At 69.3% G+C, this 18,268-nt stretch carries 16 protein-coding genes; 11 read left to right on the top strand and 5 right to left on the bottom strand.

Features of this window, described 5'->3' with window-relative positions:
* Nucleotides 1–50: 50 nt before the first annotated feature.
* Both FB390_RS31055 and FB390_RS31060 read right to left on the bottom strand, forming a co-directional pair.
* On the bottom strand, nucleotides 51–791 hold the full coding sequence (locus tag FB390_RS31055; RefSeq protein ID WP_185757346.1) for an aspartyl/asparaginyl beta-hydroxylase domain-containing protein: 741 nt from the start codon (nucleotides 789–791) through the stop codon (nucleotides 51–53).
* An 89-nt stretch (nucleotides 792–880) separates the two neighbouring features.
* The gene (locus FB390_RS31060) at nucleotides 881–1,735 is read right to left on the bottom strand and encodes a class I SAM-dependent methyltransferase (protein WP_141812736.1); all 855 of its coding nucleotides are present in this window, start codon (nucleotides 1,733–1,735) and stop codon (nucleotides 881–883) included.
* Nucleotides 1,736–2,048: 313 nt separating this feature from the next.
* Here FB390_RS31060 and rpsA point away from each other — a divergent pair, with 313 nt between their 5' ends.
* Nucleotides 2,049–3,515, top strand: a complete 1,467-nt coding sequence (rpsA, locus tag FB390_RS31065) for a 30S ribosomal protein S1 (protein WP_068059547.1) — start codon at nucleotides 2,049–2,051, stop codon at nucleotides 3,513–3,515.
* 89 nt (nucleotides 3,516–3,604) lie between these two features.
* Here the strand turns inward: rpsA and FB390_RS31070 are convergent, their stop codons facing one another.
* Nucleotides 3,605–4,285 (bottom strand): NAD(P)-dependent oxidoreductase, encoded by a 681-nt coding sequence (locus FB390_RS31070; RefSeq protein ID WP_141812737.1) that lies wholly within the window; start codon nucleotides 4,283–4,285, stop codon nucleotides 3,605–3,607.
* A gap of 89 nt (nucleotides 4,286–4,374) precedes the next feature.
* On the opposite strand from FB390_RS31070, the gene FB390_RS31075 reads away from it, so the two are divergent.
* Both FB390_RS31075 and FB390_RS31080 read left to right on the top strand, forming a co-directional pair.
* Entirely contained in the window at nucleotides 4,375–5,073 is a 699-nt protein-coding gene (locus tag FB390_RS31075; protein ID WP_141812738.1) for a TetR/AcrR family transcriptional regulator, read from the top strand.
* On the top strand, nucleotides 5,070–5,702 hold the full coding sequence (locus FB390_RS31080; RefSeq protein WP_141812739.1) for a TetR/AcrR family transcriptional regulator: 633 nt from the start codon (nucleotides 5,070–5,072) through the stop codon (nucleotides 5,700–5,702). The genes FB390_RS31075 and FB390_RS31080 overlap by 4 nt, the downstream gene beginning before the upstream one ends.
* Here the strand turns inward: FB390_RS31080 and FB390_RS31085 are convergent.
* Entirely contained in the window at nucleotides 5,671–7,944 is a 2,274-nt protein-coding gene (locus tag FB390_RS31085) for an MMPL family transporter (RefSeq protein WP_141812740.1), read from the bottom strand. The genes FB390_RS31080 and FB390_RS31085 overlap by 32 nt on opposite strands.
* Nucleotides 7,945–8,194: 250 nt before the next feature.
* Between FB390_RS31085 and FB390_RS31090 the strand changes: the two genes are divergently transcribed.
* The 7 genes from FB390_RS31090 to FB390_RS31120 all read left to right on the top strand — a co-directional run bounded on the left by FB390_RS31090 (nucleotide 8,195) and on the right by FB390_RS31120 (nucleotide 16,149).
* Nucleotides 8,195–9,172 (top strand): ornithine cyclodeaminase family protein, encoded by a 978-nt coding sequence (locus FB390_RS31090; protein ID WP_141812741.1) that lies wholly within the window; start codon nucleotides 8,195–8,197, stop codon nucleotides 9,170–9,172.
* A complete protein-coding gene (locus FB390_RS31095; RefSeq protein ID WP_141812742.1) occupies nucleotides 9,163–10,512 on the top strand; it encodes an alanine racemase in 1,350 nt (449 codons plus the stop codon). The genes FB390_RS31090 and FB390_RS31095 overlap by 10 nt, the downstream gene beginning before the upstream one ends.
* A complete protein-coding gene (locus FB390_RS31100; RefSeq protein WP_141812743.1) occupies nucleotides 10,509–11,579 on the top strand; it encodes a PLP-dependent cysteine synthase family protein in 1,071 nt (356 codons plus the stop codon). The genes FB390_RS31095 and FB390_RS31100 overlap by 4 nt, the downstream gene beginning before the upstream one ends.
* A gap of 7 nt (nucleotides 11,580–11,586) precedes the next feature.
* A complete protein-coding gene (locus tag FB390_RS31105; protein WP_141812744.1) occupies nucleotides 11,587–13,008 on the top strand; it encodes an MATE family efflux transporter in 1,422 nt (473 codons plus the stop codon).
* A gap of 66 nt (nucleotides 13,009–13,074) precedes the next feature.
* Entirely contained in the window at nucleotides 13,075–14,484 is a 1,410-nt protein-coding gene (locus FB390_RS31110) for an SPFH domain-containing protein (protein WP_141812745.1), read from the top strand.
* 176 nt (nucleotides 14,485–14,660) lie between these two features.
* A complete protein-coding gene (locus FB390_RS31115; RefSeq protein ID WP_141812746.1) occupies nucleotides 14,661–15,656 on the top strand; it encodes a zinc-binding dehydrogenase in 996 nt (331 codons plus the stop codon).
* Nucleotides 15,657–15,705: 49 nt separating this feature from the next.
* Entirely contained in the window at nucleotides 15,706–16,149 is a 444-nt protein-coding gene (locus FB390_RS31120; protein ID WP_141812747.1) for a MarR family winged helix-turn-helix transcriptional regulator, read from the top strand.
* A 61-nt stretch (nucleotides 16,150–16,210) separates the two neighbouring features.
* Here the strand turns inward: FB390_RS31120 and FB390_RS31125 are convergent, their stop codons facing one another.
* Nucleotides 16,211–16,423 (bottom strand): hypothetical protein, encoded by a 213-nt coding sequence (locus tag FB390_RS31125; protein ID WP_141812748.1) that lies wholly within the window; start codon nucleotides 16,421–16,423, stop codon nucleotides 16,211–16,213.
* 307 nt (nucleotides 16,424–16,730) lie between these two features.
* On the opposite strand from FB390_RS31125, the gene coaE reads away from it, so the two are divergent.
* Nucleotides 16,731–17,921 carry a dephospho-CoA kinase gene (gene coaE, locus FB390_RS31130; protein ID WP_141812749.1) on the top strand — a complete coding sequence of 397 codons (1,191 nt, stop codon included), beginning with the start codon at nucleotides 16,731–16,733 and terminating at the stop codon, nucleotides 17,919–17,921.
* The last annotated feature ends 347 nt before the right edge of the window (nucleotides 17,922–18,268 follow it).

Genomic DNA, 18,268 nt, shown 5'->3' on the forward strand with positions numbered 1-18,268 from the left:
AGTCTAGGGCGAAATCCCCTGGCTCCGGGGCGTGTCGGCGAGCCGGAACCTCAGTTCGGGTTGCCGACCTGGGCGGCCAAGCCGCGTTCCCAGGCGCGGTGCTTGCGCCCGGCGTCCGTGACGAACGGCGGCCTCGACGCCGCGCCGACGAACGCGTGGTTGACCCACGACCCCGGGAAGCGGCAGGGGCGGAGCACATCGAGGAACAGCACCACCCGGGCGCTTTCGGAGTCGTTCCACGCGCGGTGCCGGTAGGAGTCATCGAACAGCAGGCTCTCGCCCTCGTGCCAGTGTCTCGTCAGTCCGCCGACCTGAATACCGCACCGCCGCGGATCGGCGACGCGCAACCCCAGGTGGTAGCGGAGCACCCCGTTCCAGAGCCCGCGGCGCGGCGGGACGCGCTCGCCCGGCGGCAGGATGGCGAACATCGCCGTGACGAGCCCCGATACCCGATCGAGCAGCGCCGCCGTCTCGGGGCAGCGGGCCCGGTTGGCCTCCGATCGGACGCCGTAACCGCAAAAGAAGAAGGCGCGTCTGCGCTCGTCGGAGGTCGCGGCCACATCGAAGGAGTTCTCGTGGAAGGCGGGCAGGTCGTCGCAGTGGACCAGGACCGCGTTCATCTCCGCTCGGATGGTCTGCCAGTTCTCCTCCAGCGGGCGCGTCCAGGCGAACTCTCGCGGGTCCAAGAACGGCTCGGTGCTGACCAGGGACGTACGAGCCACCAGCTGTTCGAGCGGGGACAGCAGCCGCACGGCGGCGTCGTACGTGTGGTCGCGAAGGCTCTTGGACATGGCTGCGAGGATAAGAAGGCGGACCGCGCGCACGAGGATGGTTCCGTCGGGGCGGCGTGTCGGCCGGGGAGCCGCGCCGGACCGCGCCGTCAGCGTCCTGGCTTCTCCGTGACGAAGATGGCCGTGCCGGGGAAGAGCTCGCCGCGCAGCGGGCTCCACTGGCCCCACTCCCGGTCGAGCCATTCCGGCCATTCCGGTTCGACGATGTCGCGCAGCGTCAATCCGGCGGCGACGATCTCGCGGACCCGATCACCGATGGTGCGGTGGTGCTCGACGTAGGTCGCCGCGCCGTCGGCGTCGACCTCTACATAAGGGGTGCGATCGAAATAGGGAATGGACGCCGTGAGACCGGCAGGGCCGGGATCGTCGGGGAAGATCCAGCGCATCGGGTGGTTGACCGAGAACACCCAGCGCCCGCCGGGCCGCAGCACCCTGGCCACCTCGCGCATCAGCAACGCGGAATCGGCGACGAACGGCACCGCGCCGAACGCCGAGCAGGCGAGATCGAAGGACTCGTCCGCGAACGGCAGCGCCTCGGCCCCCGCCTGCACCAGCGGAACCCGCGGACCGCCGCGCGCCATCGCGGCCAGCCCGCGCTCCAGCATGCCCATCGACAGATCGAGACCGACCGGCAGCGCGCCCTGCCCGGCCAGCCAGCGCGCGCACGGCGCCGAGCCGCAGCCGATCTCCAGGACGCGCTTGCCCGCCAAGTCCTCGCCGAGGAAGTGCATATCGCCCTCGTGCAGCCCCTCGGGGCACCAGACGAACTCGCCGCCGGGGGAGTCCACGCCGAGGAAATCGGCGTGCGTCTCGTGGTACTGGTCGGCGTCGGCGTCCCACCAGCGCCTGCTCGCGCGTTGACTGTCGGCCGAACTCAGCTTGGTTCGTGCGGTTCCGGTGGTTCCGAGCAGCGCGTTCGCTTGGGCATGGCGATCTTCCGACACGCGCGTGAGCTTAACGATCGCGGCGCGCCGGAGCCGCTCCGGCGTGGCGTGCAGACCGGTTTGCCCGTCCGGACCAAGGTCGCGTACGCTGAACGCGCGAGTGTCTGCTGTACCGACGTACCGGTGTACCGAAGTAACGATCTACCGACGTATCAGCGTACTGAAATAACAGAGCGCCCGTGCTGAGTTTCACAAGTGGATGAGTGCGGTACGTTCCTCTGTGTCCGTCGTCGCATCGTCGCGGTGATTTCGCAGCGTACCGAAAGTTCCAATGTCCGCAACCGACCACAATCCGTCCGGAGCAAACCGACACATGCCCACCACCGTCACCTCGCCGCAGGTAGCCGTCAACGACATCGGCTCCGCCGAGGACTTCCTCGCCGCCATCGACGCCACGATCAAGTACTTCAACGACGGCGACATCGTCGAAGGAACCATCGTCAAGGTCGATCGCGACGAGGTTCTGCTCGACATCGGTTACAAGACCGAAGGCGTCATCCCCTCCCGCGAACTCTCCATCAAGCACGATGTCGACCCGAACGAGGTCGTTTCCGTGGGCGATGAGGTCGAGGCCCTCGTTCTCACCAAGGAGGACAAGGAAGGCCGCCTGATCCTGTCGAAGAAGCGGGCGCAGTACGAGCGTGCGTGGGGCACCATCGAGGAGCTCAAGGAGAAGGACGAGGCCGTCAAGGGCACCGTCATCGAGGTCGTCAAGGGCGGCCTGATCCTCGACATCGGCCTGCGCGGCTTCCTGCCCGCCTCGCTCGTCGAGATGCGCCGCGTCCGCGACCTCCAGCCGTACGTCGGCAAGGAGATCGAGGCCAAGATCATCGAGCTGGACAAGAACCGCAACAACGTGGTTCTGTCCCGCCGCGCGTGGCTGGAGCAGACCCAGTCCGAGGTGCGCTCCGAGTTCCTGCACCAGCTGCAGAAGGGCCAGGTCCGCAAGGGTGTGGTCTCCTCGATCGTCAACTTCGGCGCCTTCGTCGATCTGGGCGGCGTGGACGGTCTGGTGCACGTCTCCGAGCTGTCCTGGAAGCACATCGACCACCCGTCCGAGGTCGTCGAGGTGGGCAACGAGGTCACCGTCGAGGTTCTCGACGTCGACCTGGACCGCGAGCGCGTCTCGCTGTCGCTCAAGGCGACCCAGGAAGACCCGTGGCGTCAGTTCGCCCGCACCCACGCGATCGGCCAGATCGTGCCGGGCAAGGTCACCAAGCTGGTTCCGTTCGGTGCGTTCGTGCGCGTCGAAGAGGGCATCGAGGGCCTGGTGCACATCTCCGAGCTGGCCGAGCGCCACGTCGAGGTGCCGGACCAGGTCGTCGCGGTCGGCGACGACGCGATGGTCAAGGTCATCGACATCGACCTGGAGCGTCGCCGGATCTCGCTGTCGCTGAAGCAGGCGAACGAGGATTACCACGCCGAGTTCGACCCGTCGAAGTACGGCATGGCCGACAGCTACGACGAGCAGGGCAACTACATCTTCCCCGAGGGCTTCGACCCCGAGACCAACGAATGGCTCGAGGGCTTCGACAAGCAGCGCGAGGAGTGGGAGGGCCGCTACGCCGAGGCGGAGCGTCGCCACAAGATGCACACCGCGCAGATGGAGAAGATGGCGGCCGACGCCGCGGCCGAGGCCGCGAACGGCGGCGGCGCGTCGAACTACTCCTCCGAGAGCGGTTCGCAGTCCTCCTCCAGCCAGGCCGAGCCCGCCGGCGGTTCGCTGGCCAGCGACGCCCAGCTGGCGGCCCTGCGGGAGAAGCTCTCCGGCAACGCCTGATTCGGGTAGAGCACACGCGAAGGCCCCGGTCCACACGGACCGGGGCCTTCGCCCTGTTCGGGACAGGGTGCGGTCGAAGCCGACTACGCTCAGGCGGCGGCGACGGTGAAGCGGCGCTGCGTGAAGCGGGGGTTCTCGGCTTCGTCGAGGAGGGCGACGGCCAGGTCCTCGGCGGAGATGTCGGCGTCGGCGATCAGGAGCTGGTCGCCGCCGACGCGGTAGCGGCCGGTGCGGGCGCCGGGCTGGATCAAACCCGACGACGGGCTCAGGTAGGTCCAATTGCGGTTGGAGAGGCGATAGACGTTCAGCGCCTCCCGCAGCGCCAGCACCACGTCGCGGTATTCGGCGGGTACGCCGAGGTCCTCGGTGAGGATGCGCGTGAATTCCGTTCCGGTGTCGAGGAGTTGGCGTCCCGGAGCGACCTCCAGACTGCCCGCGCCGCCGACGGCGATGAGCCGGATGTCCGGGTGCCGCTCCAGCGCGCCCACCATGGCGTGCGCCCCGGTGACGAAGGCGCTCGCGTTGGCGATGGTGTCGGCTATGCCGTGCCCGGCGTTCACCGCGCTGATCACCACGTCCAAGCCCGCGATGGCCGCGTCGATGCTGTCGGTGTCCAGCCAGTCCGCCACCCGCCAGCGCACCTCGCCCGGGTCGGCGGGGAAGCGCGCGGAGTCGCGCGCGAAGGCGGTCACGTCGTGGCCGCGCTCGCGCGCCTCCTCGACCACTCGCCCGCCGATGACGCCGCTCGCGCCGAAAATACCGATCTTCACGATACCCATCCTCTAAACGCTGTTCGATTACTACACGCCGTTCAGTAACGACACGGGTGATAGTAGTCGCACGCTGTAGAGTGTCAACCGTGGTCGAGGTGCAGAGTCGCAGGGAACGTTTGCGCGCGCAGGCGACGGAGGAGATCAAGGCCATCGCCCGACGCCTGCTCGCCGAGGGCGGTCCGGACGCGATCTCGCTGCGCGCCATCGCGCGCGAAATGGGCATGACCGCGGGCGCGTTGTACGGCTACTTCGCCACCCGCGACGAGCTGATCACCACCCTCATCTCCGACGTCTACACCGCACTCATCGACCGGTTGGAGGCCGCAAGGGACGCCGTGTCCGAGGACGACCCCGCCGGGCGCATCATCGCCTGGGGTGAGGCCGTCCGGGACTGGGCCGTCGCGAATCCCGAAGGGTTCCGGTTGATCTACGGCGACCCGGTGCCCGGGTACCAGCCGCCGCCGGAAGGCCCGGCGCGCGAGGCGGAGCTGCGCGCCTGCGACGGACTCGTCGGGCTGGCCGCCGCCGCCTGGCCGCGCGCCGCCGCGACGCAATCCCTCGGCGATTCGACGTGGTCGGACTTCGACCCGGCACTGGTCGAGCACGTGCGCGCCGACTTTCCCGACCTGCCCCCGGCCGCGCTGGCGCTGGCGCTGCGCATGTGGGGCCGCATGCACGGTCCCATCGCGCTCGAGGTGTACGGCCATCTGCGCCCCCAATCGCAGGATCCCGCAAAGCTATTCCACATCGAGATGCTCGATCTGGTGCGGGCGGTGGGCCTGTGACGGCGACCCATCGAAGGTTCCCCGCCACCCTCTGGGAGCGCAGGAAGGTCGAGGCGATGAGCCGGATTCAGCGCGTCGCGCTGGATCTGTTCGACGCGTACGGATATCGCGAGGTGACCGTCGAGCGGGTGGCCGCTGCGGCGGGCGTTTCCCCCAGCTCGATCTACCGCTACTTCGGCACCAAGGAGATGCTGGTCCTCTACGACGAGGCGGATCCGCAGCTGCTGGAGGTGCTGCGCACCGCGGGCGACGGCGAAACCCTGGACCCCACGGCGCTTCTCGCGGTGGCGCGTCCGCTGGTGCCGGTGATGATCTCGGCACTGATCACCGCGGACTCCGAACGCCGCATCGCGCGCAGGCTGCGCTACGTGCGCGCCTTCCCCGAGGTCAGGGACGGCCAGACCAAGCAGATGCGCGAACTGGAGGAACAGTTCCGTCAGCTGTTCGCCGAACGCTGCGGGCGCGACCCCAACGACCTGAAGGTCCGGATGGCCGCCTCCACCGCCATCTGGGGCGGTGTGGCGGCGCTGGACCATTGGGCGGGACAGGATTTCACCGAGCCGCTGAGCGAGGTCTACACCGCGGCGGTGGAATCCATCATCGATGCGCTGGAGCAGATCGTCCGCTGACGACGGCGTCTTCGGCCTCGGCGGGATCTCCGGCCTTGGCGGGCCACCGCGGCAGCCACCAGTTCCACCGGCCGAACAGCCGCATGAACGCGGGCACCAAGATCAGTCGCACGACGAGCGCGTCGATGGTGATGGCGACCGCGAGCGCGAGCCCGATCTGCTTGATTTCCAATACGTCCGCGGTGACGAAGCTGGCGAACACGGCGACCATGATGGCCGCGGCGGCGGTGATCGGGCGTGCCGTGCGCTGCAATCCCTCGGCGACCGCGGTGGCGTTGTCGTTGCCGCGGTCCCACGCCTCCTTCATCCGCCGGATCAGGAAGACCTCGTAGTCCATCGAGAGACCGAAGAGCACCGCGAACACCAGCATCGGCAGATACACCTGGAGGAAACCGGTGCTCTGGAAGCCGAGCACGGATTCGCCGACGCCGTGCTGGAACACGCCGACGGTGATACCCAGCGCCGCGCCGGTGGCCAGCAGATTAAGCAGAATGGCCTTGACCGCGAGCACGATACTGCGGAACGCCAGGATCAGGAAGGCGAGCGAGACCGTCAGCACCAGGGCGATCACCCATGGGAAGCGGGCGGTGATCCGTTCGGACACTTCGGCGAAGGTGGCGGGTGTGCCGCCGACGCGCAACTCCGCGCCCTCGACTTCCGAAGTGCGGGAACGGATGTCGTCGGTGAGCTCGGCGACGGCGGTGGAGTCGAAGGACTCCCGCGGCACCACCGTGATCATGATCCGGCCCTGCGACTGCTGGGGCAGGACCGTGGCCACGCGCGGATCGCGGGACAGCTCGTCGGCGAACTCGTGCACCCCCGATTGCGCCGCGCTCAGCAGTGGCCCGTTGTCGGGCCCGGTCGCGAGTACCGAGAGCGGTGCGAGCAGTCCGGGGCCGAAGTTGTCCCGCACCAGTTGGGTGGCCTGGCCGCTCGGCCGGTCGCCGAGCGAATCGAGGCCCATATCGATGCCGTACCGAATGCCGGTGATCGGCGCGGCGGCCACGGCCAGCACGGCGACGCCGAGCAGGCCGAACGCCAACGGTCTGCGCATGACGGTGTGCGCCCAGCGCGCCCATGCGCTCGACGCCGTCGTGGAGCGCGTCTCCGCGGGACGTAACCGCGCGGGCAACGCGCCCCGGTTCACGGCGGGACCGAGCGTCGCCAGCAGCGCGGGCAGCAGCGTGACGGCTGCGGACAAGGTGGCCAGTACGGCCGTGACCACGCCGATCGCGACACCGTCGAGCATCGGCAGGCCGACCACGGCCAGCGAGCACAGCGAGATCAGCACGATGAGGCCCGAGGCGAGCACCGTGCGTCCGGTCGTGTCCAGCGCGACGGCGACCGCGCGGTCGATCTCCGCGCGCGCCGAGCGGTCGCGCACCCCGCGCCGGGTCAGTTCCTCGTTGAATCGGCTGACGATGAACATGGCGTAGTCGATCGCGGTGCCGGTGGCGATCATGGTCGCGACCGACAGCACCAGCGAGTCGAAGGTCAGGAAGGTGGTCAGGCCGAACAGCGCGCCCACGGCGGCGGCGATGCCCGCGGCGGTCACCGTGATGGGCAGCGTCGCTGCGGCCAGCGCGCCGAGCGCGAGGACCAGCACGGCGGCCGCCACGGGCAGACCGATGGTCTCGGCGCGCTGCATGTCGGCGGTCTCGATGTCCATAAGATCGGCTTGGGCCGGACCGTAACCGGTGACCGCGACGCGGATGTCGGCGTCGGAGACCGCGGTGACGGCCGACTGCAATTGGGTGGCGACCGAGACTCGCTCGGACATGTCGCCCTCCAGGCCGACGATGCCGAACGCGGTGTGCCGGTCGGCGGAGATCTGCGCCGCGGCGTTGCCCTGGAACGGTCCGAGCGCGCCCGTGACACCCGGGGTTTCGCGCGCGGCGACGAGCGCGCGGTCGATCGCGGCGCGGAATTCGGGGGCGTCGGCGGTGAAGCGCGGCGAGTGGAAGACCAGCAGGTCCTGTTCCGCGCCGAACTGTGCGAAGTGTTGCGCAGCAAGGCGATCCACCTCGCTGGATGCCGAACCCGGCACCGTGTAGTCGGGCGCGCCGAGCCGATCGTGCAGCAGCGGATAGGCGGCGCCGCCGAGCACCGCGAGCAGCAGCCAGGCGGCGAGGACGATCCGGCGGTGCCGGGCCATGGCCGCGCCCCAGCGCCCGAGCGCGCGCAGTCGCGGCGGCGGGACGGGTCGTTGGCCGGGCTCCTTGGTCAGGGTCGGTAGCGACATGGCCCCTCCTGTTCAGTTACCTGATAGTCACTATCAGGTTTCTCGGTCAGCCTATGCGGGGGTTCCCGATTTCTGCAAGTGACTACCAGGTGTGGCGGACGTCACGCCTTCACGATAATGAAAACCGTTGTCAAATTCCGATAGCATGCTGAGCGGGTTCGCCGCACTTCCGGGAAGAGCGCTGCCGCAACGTTTTTCGTCACCGACCCCCGGATCGAAGCCGAACACCGCACTACGACATCGGAGTTCCATGACCAACGCTCTGCACATCCTGACCCGCACCGATCTGGCCGACATCGATCTCACCCCGGCCGAGGTCATCGATCTGGTGACCGACGGCTACCGCGCCTACGCGCGCGGCGAATCCAGCTGCCCGGTGAAGCTGATGATGCCGATCCCGAAGACCGAACGCGACGCGGTGTCGTATTCGATGCTGGGCTACGACGGCTCGCTCGAGCAGGTCGGCTTCAAGACCTCCTATCGGCAGGGCAGTCAGAGCGCCGAGAAGTACTACACGACGATCACGCTCTACGACGACACGACCGGCCTGCCCTTCGCGTTGATGGACTGCCAGCGGATCGGCGCGGCGCGCACACCCGCGACCACCGCGATCATCGCCGCGCACTGCGCCAAACCGGACGCCGCCAGTGCCCTGATGATCGGCACCGGTGTCCAGGGCCGTAACACGTTGCCCTACTTGCTCACCGCGCTGCCGGGGCTGAAGCGGCTGCGGTTGTTCGGCACGCACCCGGATGGCATCGCCGAGAGCATCGCCACGCTGCGGCGCTGGTTTCCGGACCGCGAGGTCGAACTCGTCGAGGACCTGCCCGCCGCGGCCGCCGAGTCCGACATCGTGGTCGCCGCCTCGGGGCGCGCCGCGCATCCGCAGGTCCGCACCGACTGGCTGAAGCCCGGTGGACTGCTCGTCTCGGTGGCCAGCAAGGGCGTGGCGAGCGGCGCGCTGCGGGAGGCCGACTACGCCATCGCCACCAGCGCGGGCCAATTGGGCGTCACCGGAACGCGTTTGGCGGGACCCGACGGCGTCGTCACCATCGACGCGGAACTGCCGGAGATCGTGGCGGGCCGCGCTCCCGGACGCCGCTCGGACGACGACCGAGTCTTCGCGTTCTCCAGCGGCATGATCATCACCGACATCCCGGTGGCACACGCGCTGGCCACCCGCGCGGTCGCGGCCGGACGCGGACAGCGGGTGCGGCTGTGGTCGTGAACACCGCGCTGCTCGACGTCCCCTCGCTGCCCGCGCTGGAACCGGCCTGGCTGCGCCGCGTTCGCGCGGAGCCGGAGTTTCTGTTCGACATCCAGCACGCCGTCGGCGGACCGTTCCACCTCGTGTATCCGGATCGATTCGCGGCGAATCTGATCGGGTTCCGCGATGTCTTGGCCGCGCGGGGCGTGGCGGGGCGCGTCTACTACGGCAAGAAGGCCAACAAGGCGGGCTGCTGGCTGGACGCGGTGGCCGAGCTTGACGGTGCGGTCGATGTGGCCAGCGAACCCGAACTCGTGCACGCCCTCGCGCACGGCGTGCGCGGCCGCGACATCGGCGTCACCGGAGCCGCGAAAAGTGCCGGGCTGCTGCGCCTCGCGGCCAGGCACGACTGCGTGGTAGCGATCGACGCGCTCGACGAGCTCGAGCGGCTCGCGGCGATCGCCACCTCGGCCGGACGGACGCGGGTACTGCTGCGGCGGCTGCCGCCGAACGCCCCGGACAGTCGTTTCGGGTTGTCCGATGCCGACCTCGAGTACGCGATCGCGCGGTGCGCGCGACTGGCCTCGGTCGTCGAACTGATCGGATTCTCCTTCCACCTGGACGGATACGCCGTCGCACCGCGCGCCGAACTCGCCAACGAGCTGATCGGGTTGTGCGCCTCGACCAAGGCGCGGGGACTGCCCATCTCGGCGATCTCGATCGGCGGCGGTTTCGCGTGCAGTTATCTGGCCGAGGCGGATTGGGCCCGTTTTCGAGCCGAGCGGAACCCCGGCTGGTTCCACGCGGGCAAGACTTTCGACAAGTTCTATCCCTATCACCAAGGCCCGACCGGTCCGGCCATGCTCGACGCCATCCTGGCCACCGAGTTCGACGGGCGGGCACTCGCGGAACGCTTGCGCGACAACGGTATCGAGCTATTTATCGAACCGGGCCGCGCGCTGCTCATCGACGCTGGGTGCACCGTCTTCCCCGTGCTCGGCTACAAGCAGAACGCGGACTACGGGATCACCACGGTCCAGGGCCTGAGCATGAGCGTCTCCGAACAGTGGAAGGGCAGCGAGTTCCTGCCCGACCCGATCCTGGTGCCGCGCGATTCCGATCCCGCCGCGCGGCCCGTCGCCTCCTGCGTCGGCGGTGCGAGCTGCATGGAGTACGACGTGCTCACCTGGCGGAAAGTACCGCTGGCGCAGCGTCCGGAATACGGTGACCTACTGCTGTATCCGAACACCGCCGGGTACCAGATGGACAAGAACGAGAGCGAGTTCCATCAGCTGCCGTTGCCGCCGAAGGTCGTGGTGACCGAGGAGGCGGGCCGACTGCGCTGGAGGCTGGACCGATGACGACGAGGCTGCCGCGACCGCGGGAGAACGTGGTGCGCAACGCCTCGGAGTTGATCGGCGCCACACCGCTGCTGGAACTGGTGCGCACCGGTTCCGGGACGCGCCTGCTGCTGAAGCTCGAAGGGTTCAACCCGACCGGCTCGGCCAAGGTGCGCATGGCGCGCGAGATGGTGCTGCAAGCCGAGCGGGAAGGACACCTGCGACCCGGCGGCCACATCGTCGAACCGACCTCGGGCAACACCGGAACGGGTCTGGCGCTGTTGGCGCTCGAACGCGGCTACGCGTTCACCGCCGTCGTCGACGATCACGCCGCAGAGGACAAACTGCGCGCCATGAAGGCGATGGGTGCGCGGCTGGTCCGCGTGGCGGGCGACGACACCGGCGGTCCGAGCACGGTGGAACGTCGCCGGGTCGCGGCCGAGATCGCCGAGCGCACCGGCGCTTTTCGTCCCGATCAGCACAACAACCCGCACAACAACGCGGGCTATCGCGAGCTGGCCGGCGAACTGCTGTCCGATCTGCACACCGACGTCGATTACCTGGTCGGCGCGGTGGGCACGGGCGGATCGCTGTGCGGCACCGTCGAAGAGCTGCGCAGGCTGGGGTCCGGGGTGTCCGCGATCGGCGTCGAGCCGGTCGGTTCGATCATCTTCGGCGGCGCGGGCGGGCCGTACTGGCAGACCGGCGCGGGCAGCCCGGCCGGATTCCCGGTGGGCGGCAATGTGAAGTACGAAGCCATCGACGAGAGTTGCCGGGTCGGCGACCGCGAGGCGTTCGCCACCGCGCGCGTCGTGGCGCGGCGTACGGGCATTCTGGTCGGCGGCACCGCGGGCGCGGCGGTGTTCGCCGCGCTCGGCCGCCTCGTGCACCTGCCCGCGGGCGCCACCGTGGTGGTATTGGTCTGCGACGCGGGGGAGAAGTACCTGGACACGGTGTACGACGAGGAGTGGCTGGTGGCACGCGGGCTCTACGACGAGGCGGCCCAGCGGCGCATCGGCCGTCTCTTCGCGGCCTACGACGAATCGCTGCGGCTGGCGGAGTTCGACAGCGCGCGCACGGGAAGCTGAGGCGGTCATGGCATTTCGTTTCTCGTCGCACTGGGCGGACTACCGGGCGATCGTGGCGCTGGCCGCGCCGATCGCGGGGATCCAGCTGGCGCAGGTCGCGCTGACCACCGTCGACCTGGCGATGATGGGGTTGCTCGGGGTTGCCGCGGTGGCGGCGGGTGGACTCGCCTTGCTGCTGTACAACCAGTTGCGCACCATGTGCGTCGGGATGGTCACCGGTGTGGGCAACATGATCGCCGCGGCTGTCGGTCGCGGCGAGAAGCGCACGGGCACGGCGGATCTCGACGAGACAGCGCGCGCCGAGATCCGCGGGTACGTGCGCGCCGCGCTGGCTGTCGCCACCGGCACGGCCGCGGCGGGCGCGGTGACGCTGATCGGGTTGGGTTACGCGCTGGCCTGGCTCGGCCAGGATCCCGACGTGCTGGAACTGGCCAGGCCCATCATCTGGACGCTGGCACCCGGTCTGATCCCGATGCTGTGGCTGAACGTGCTGCGGCAGTTCGCCGTCGGCATGCGGCGCGCCGGGTCGTTGCTGCGCGTCACGCTGCTCTCCATCGCGGTCAACGCGCTGCTGAACGCGCTGTTCCTGTTCGGCTGGTTCGGCCTGCCGAAGCTGGGGCTCGCGGGCATCGGCCTGGCCACCACGCTGGTCCAGATATGGACCTGCGCCACGTATTTCGCGACCGTGCGGCGCGATCCGATGCTCGGTGAGCTGCTTTCGCTGCGCGCATGGCGGGCCGACCGCGAGACGATGCGGCGGATCGTGCGGATGGGTACGCCCATCGCCCTGACCTACGGCGCGGAAGCCGCCGTCACCTCGGTCGCCACGTTGCTGATGGGTGTGTTCGGGCCGGTGGCGCTCGCGGCGAGCAATATCGTGAACCAGCTGGCCTACATCGTGTACCAGGTGAACATCGGTCTGTCCCAAGGCGCTTCGATTCTGGTCAGCCGTACCGTCGGCCGGGGCGAGTGGGCGATGGTCGCGGGGATCGCGCGGCGCACGTTCGCGCTCGGCTTCGGATTCATGACCGTCGTCGGCATCGGCTACGTGCTCTTCCCCGCCGCCGTGCTCGCGCCGTTCCTCGGCGGTGACCGCGACGACGCGGCGGTGGTCGCGGCGGCCTCGACGCTGCTCTGGTTCGCCATCGTCCAGCAGTACTGCAAGGGTTCGCAGAACCTGTGCATCGGGCTGTTGCGCGGCATCGGCGAGACCAAGGCCGGGCTGCGCAACACCCTGGTCGGCTACTTCGCCCTCGGTGTGCCCGCGATGGCGGTGTGCGGGTTCGCGGTGGACTGGCGCGGGCCCGGGGTCTGGCTCGGGCTGTGCGTCGGGTTCGGCGCCACCGCGGCGCTGGTCTGGCGCAGTTTTCTGCGGCGGGTCGGCGGACTCGGCGAGCGAGCGCCGGAGGCGCTGTCCGCCGCGAGTTGAGCTCCGTGCCCTGCGCGGAACGAAAAGTGTTGGGAGCGGGCGGATTCGCCGGTAGTGTGCCCGGCCATGGGGAGTAATCCGGTCAAGAACACCTATCTCGACCAGGTCGTGGCGCAGCAAGCGGCGCTGGAGGACGATCTGCGCACGCGCAAGCCCGCGGCCGTGGGAGCGCCGGCGCCGTCCGCGCCCGGCGCTCCGCCGCAGCCGCGCAGCCCGCTGGCGAAACGGTCCGCTCGGGTCGGCCCGAGTGCTCAGGGACAGGGCACCGGACCGGTGGAGGTGCGGGTCACCGGATTCTGGCGGTGGCGCACGGTGCTGGTGCCGCCCAACGCCTTCGTCGTGCACACCAGGCGGGGGCGCGCGGAACCGCTGCACATCGGGCTGGGTGTGTCGTTCCGGTACCCGGCCACCGACTCCTATCTCGTGGTGCCGGGCGCGATGCAGACCATCCTGATCAACGCCTACTGCATCTGCCGGGAGTTGCAGGGCGTGCTGGTGCAGGGCTACGTGCAATGGATCATCGAGGATTTCGGCACCGCGTACCGCAAGCTCGACTTCTCCGATGCCGACGATCCCATGCGGCTGGTCAACATTCAGCTGCGCGAGCAGGCCGAGGCCGCCATCAAGGACAAGGTGTCCACGATGGGTGTGCGCGACGTGCTCAGCGACAAGCAGCCCATCATCGAGGAACTGACCGCCCGTCTGCGCGCCGTCGCCGAAGGCAGCGGTGACGAGCAGACCGGCGGCGGTGATCGCGGGCTCGGACTGCGGATCGTCACCGTGCAGATCAAAGAGGCGGTGGTCAGTTCCTCGACACTGTGGGAGAACCTGCAGAAGCCCTACCGCACCGAACAGACTCAGGTCGCGCGGCTGGCGGAACTCACCGCTCAGGAAGCGATCTCGGCCAGGGAGGCGGCCGCGCAGCGGGCGGGCGAGGAACGGCGCATCGAGAACGAGCGCGAGCTCGCGCAGCTGCGCGACCGCAACGAGGCGGCGCGCTTCGACCGTGAGACCGCGGAGCGGATGCGGCGCACCACGCGCGAACACGACGACCAGCGCGCGGTCGCCGAACTCGCGCAGCAGACCGCGCTGCACACCGTGCGGCTGGAACGCGAACAGCACGCCGAGCAGCTCGAGAACCTGCGCCTCCGCCAAGAACTGCGCCGGATGGAAGTGGACGGCGAGCTGGCGCTGGCGACGGCGCGGCAGCGCGCCGAACACGAGGGCGAGCTGCTCGTCGTACAGCGCGAGCGGGAACGCGTCGCCACCGCCAACGCGCAGAACGACGCGAACATCCAGGCCACGCTGGTCGCCAACCTGCCCGAGATCGTCGCGAAACTGCCCGCGCCCGCCGAGCTGCGCTCGTACCAGATCGGCGGCGATCTGTCGGGGCTCGCGACGGTGGTCGCCCAGCTGAACGGCGTGATCGACGCGTGGTCGGCGCGCCGGGCGGCGGGGGACGCGCCGGTGGACTGATTCCGTGCCCGCCTCGTCACCCGGACCCCGCTCCGGGTGGCGGGGGTGTGGGCACGACTCCGCTGGGTAACGCCGCTGGGAAGGTGACACGACCCACGCTCGATTTGATTGGGCACAATTTAATTGTGGTCTACGCTGGATCCGGTATCGCGAAACTACGAGCGAAGGAGGCGGACGTGCGAGCCGTTGTCATCGAAGAATTCGGGGAGCCGAAGGATGTGCTGGCCACGGCGGACCGGCCGCTGCCCGAACCTGGTCCCGGCGAGGTGCGGATCGCGCTGGATCTCGCGCCGATCCACAACCACGACCTCGCGATCATCCGCGGCGTCTACGGCTACCGGCCGCCGCTGCCCGCGATCCCCGGCACCGAGGGCGTCGGACGGATCGACGCGGTGGGCGAGGGCGTGACCGACCGATCCGTGGGCCAGCGGGTGGCGGTCTCCGGCGCGACCGAGGTGTGGGCCGAGTACTTCGTCGCCAAGGCGGCGCAGGCGCTGCCGGTGCCCGACTCGATCGACGACGAGACGGCCGCCCAGTTGCTCGCGATGCCGTTCAGCGCCGCGGTGCTGCTTGACGATCTGCGCGTGCGGGAGGGCGACTGGGTGGTGATCAACGCCGCGAACGGCGCGGTGGGGCGGCTGCTGAATCTGCTCGCGCGGCGCCGCGGCGTGCGCGTGCTGAATCTGGTGCGCGGTCAGGCGTCGGTGGGTGCGCTGCGCGAACTCGGCTACGAACCGGTGATCGACACCGAGACGGACGGCTGGCTCGCCCAAGCCGCCGCGGCCACCGGCGGGGCGCCGATCGTGCGCGCCGTGGATCAGGTGGGCGGCCCGGCGGGCGCCGACCTGCTCGAGCTGCTCGCGCCGAACGGTGAGCTGATCTCCTTCGGCGCGCTGTCCGGCAAGCCGTGGACCATCTCGCCCGGCACGCTCATCTTCAAACAGGCTGTGGTGAAAGGCTTCTGGGGCTCCCGGCGGGCCCAGGAGATCGGCGCCGCCGAGCGCACCAGGGTGCTGCGCGAGCTGGTCGAGCTGGCCGCGAGTGGTGAACTGCGGCTGACCATCGCGGCGGTGCACTCGCTCGAGCACGCGGCCGAAGCGGCGGCCGCCAGCGAACGCCCAGGTCGCAATGCGAAGATCGCACTTTCGCCAACGCCGGATCGCGCCGGGTGAATTGCAGGCCACTGAATCGGCTACTACCTTCGAAAAAGAGGTGGTGACAATGACACAGACGACCGAGCTCCAGCTCGACAACCAGGTGTGCTTCGCGCTGTACGCCGCCTCGCGGGCGCTCACGCGGCTCTACCGGCCGATGCTGGACGACCTCGGGCTGACCTACCCGCAGTACCTGGTGATGTTGGTGCTGTGGGAGCGCGAAACCGTGACGGTGAAAGAGCTGGGCGAGGCGCTCGACCTCGACTCGGGGACTCTGTCGCCGTTGTTGAAGCGGCTGGAGACCACGGGGCTGATCAGCAGGGTGCGTTCCGCGGAGGACGAGCGCTCGGTGCTGGTGCGGCCGACCGAGGCCGGTGCGGCGCTGCGCGACCGGGCCAGGGAGGTCCCGAGGAAGATCGCCGACGCCACCGGCCTCGACCGGGAGGGTCTTGCCCGATTCCGCGCCGAGGTCCGCGAGTTCACCGCCGTCGTGGAGGGCGCTCAGCTCTGAGCCCGCCTCGGCGCACGCGAATGGCCCAGCCGAGCGGCTGGGCCATCGTCGTGGAACAAGGTCAGCTGGCGGTCGCTGGTACCCAGTAGGCCGTGGCCACGGTGGAGCGTTTTCGCATGGCCGCGAAGCTGTGGCGGGCCGGACTGATCAATGCGGTGAACCAAGAGCGGCGGTGCTCGGCGAGCGCGGCCGCGACGGCGGGGATCTCGAGGCAATGCACCCCGCCCGCCATGCCCAGGCGGTGGCGACCCGTCTGGTTGATTCTGGTGCCCAATGGATTTCCTTTGCTTGCTGGTACTGGCCTGGATCGCCACGGCGAAGATTAGCGGAACGAAAGTGTGGAACACAGTATTTTGCGGAAGTAATTGCCTCGGCGTGTCGGAAAGTTGTCGGGTCGCTCCGCGGCCGCGGCGTAAATGTTGCGAATCGGTCTCGGCCGCGTCACGGAACGGGCAATTGGGGCCGCCGTGTGTGAATTGAACGGAGTGAGTGGGTAATCCGCTCGTTCGCGTGGTGTGCCCCCGGAAGGGCCGCCGGCGGGCGGTCGGCCGGGCGTGCGCGGCGGATGCGAAACTGAACGAATGTTGCGGATCGGCCTCACCGGAGGCATGGGAGCTGGCAAGTCGACGGTGGCGCGGATCCTCGCCGAGTGTGGCGGGGTGATCGTCGATTCCGACCTGATCGCCAGGGAGGTCGTCGCGCCGGGCACCGAGGGGCTGGCGGCCTTGGTCGAGGCGTTCGGCCCCGGCATCCTCGCGGCGGACGGCAGCCTGGACCGCCCCGCGCTCGCGGCCGTCGCGTTCGCCGACGACGCGGCCCGCGCAACCCTGAATTCCATTACCCATCCGCTGGTCGGAAAGCGCACCGCGGAATTGATTTCGGCGGCCCCGGCGGACGCCATTGTCGTCCAAGATATTCCGCTGTTGGTGGAAAATGGTTTGGCGCCGTTGATGAATCTGGTGTTGATCGTCGACGTCGACGCGGAAACGCGAATTCGTCGTCTCGCGGAATTCCGTGGCGTTACGGAAGCCGATGCGCGGGCTCGAATTTCGGCGCAAGCGACGGACGAACAGCGGCGCGCGGTGGCCGACGTCCTGCTGGACAACAGCGGCCCGGCGGGCGCGGTCGACGCGGCGGTGCACCAGCTGTGGGAGGAGCGGCTGGTGCCGTTCGAGCGCAACCTGCGCACCGGGACGCCCGCTGCGCGACGGGAGCTGCGGCTGGTGCCGCACGATCCGGAATGGGCCGCGCAGGCGCAGCGGCTCATCGCACGACTATGGGTGGCCTGCGGCGCGGCGGCCTCGCGCATCGATCACATCGGTTCCACGGCGGTGCCGGGTCTGCCCGCGAAAGACGTGCTGGATCTGCAGGTCACCGTGGCCGACCTGGCGGCGGCCGACGGGCTGCGCGACGCGCTCGGCGCGGCGGGTTTCCCGGTGAAAGCGCATGTGACGCAGGACAACCCGAAGCCGACCGAGGGCGACCCGGACGGGACCGATACCGCCCGCTGGGCCAAGCGGCTGCACGGCAACGCCGATCCGGGCCGCATCGCCAACGTGCACATCCGTGTGGACGGGTCGCCGGGGCAGCGGTTCGCCCTGGCGTTCCGCGACTGGCTGCGCGCGGACGCGGCGGCGCGCGAGGAGTACCTCGCGGTCAAGTGCGAGGCGGAGGCCAAGGCGGCCGGGCTCACCGGCGAGGCCGCGTCGGAGGCGTATTACGCGGTGAAGGAACCGTGGTTCGACGCGGTCTATCGCCGGGTGGTCGGCTGACGGTCGACGGCGCGAATACCCCATTTCGGACTACTTCACCGAAAATTCTCCGGAAAGTCGGATGCTGTGTTCGTGGAGTGGCGGGGGTCATATCCGGTCGCCCGTCGATATCGATACCGCGGGGTAACCGGCGCCGATGGGCCGCATTTCTTCTCGTCGATCTTGATCGCCGACCGAACGGCCGTCCCAGAATTTCCCGCATTTCTCCTTCACGGAGTGGTTCTTCGTGGCCGCGGGGCCATCGGGGCGGGTGAGCAAGCGCGTCGCAAACCGGCGCGGCTCGGTGACCGAGGTCGTCGAGCGCAGTCGAGGCGATCGCCCGGCGGGAGCATGTCCCCCCGGGCGAT

It is taken from the genome of Nocardia bhagyanarayanae, assembly GCF_006716565.1.
GTDB classification, from domain to species: Bacteria; Actinomycetota; Actinomycetes; order Mycobacteriales; family Mycobacteriaceae; genus Nocardia; species Nocardia bhagyanarayanae.

Coding starts and splice junctions, on each gene's coding strand:
- FB390_RS31100 (WP_141812743.1), top strand. CDS start 10,509: ATGACGACGAGGCTGCCGCGACCGCGGGAGAACGTGGTGCGCAACGCC.
- FB390_RS31105 (WP_141812744.1), top strand. CDS start 11,587: ATGGCATTTCGTTTCTCGTCGCACTGGGCGGACTACCGGGCGATCGTG.
- FB390_RS31090 (WP_141812741.1), top strand. CDS start 8,195: ATGACCAACGCTCTGCACATCCTGACCCGCACCGATCTGGCCGACATC.
- FB390_RS31120 (WP_141812747.1), top strand. CDS start 15,706: ATGACACAGACGACCGAGCTCCAGCTCGACAACCAGGTGTGCTTCGCG.
- FB390_RS31110 (WP_141812745.1), top strand. CDS start 13,075: ATGGGGAGTAATCCGGTCAAGAACACCTATCTCGACCAGGTCGTGGCG.
- coaE (WP_141812749.1), top strand. CDS start 16,731: ATGTTGCGGATCGGCCTCACCGGAGGCATGGGAGCTGGCAAGTCGACG.
- FB390_RS31085 (WP_141812740.1), bottom strand. CDS start 7,944: ATGTCGCTACCGACCCTGACCAAGGAGCCCGGCCAACGACCCGTCCCG.
- FB390_RS31055 (WP_185757346.1), bottom strand. CDS start 791: ATGTCCAAGAGCCTTCGCGACCACACGTACGACGCCGCCGTGCGGCTG.
- rpsA (WP_068059547.1), top strand. CDS start 2,049: ATGCCCACCACCGTCACCTCGCCGCAGGTAGCCGTCAACGACATCGGC.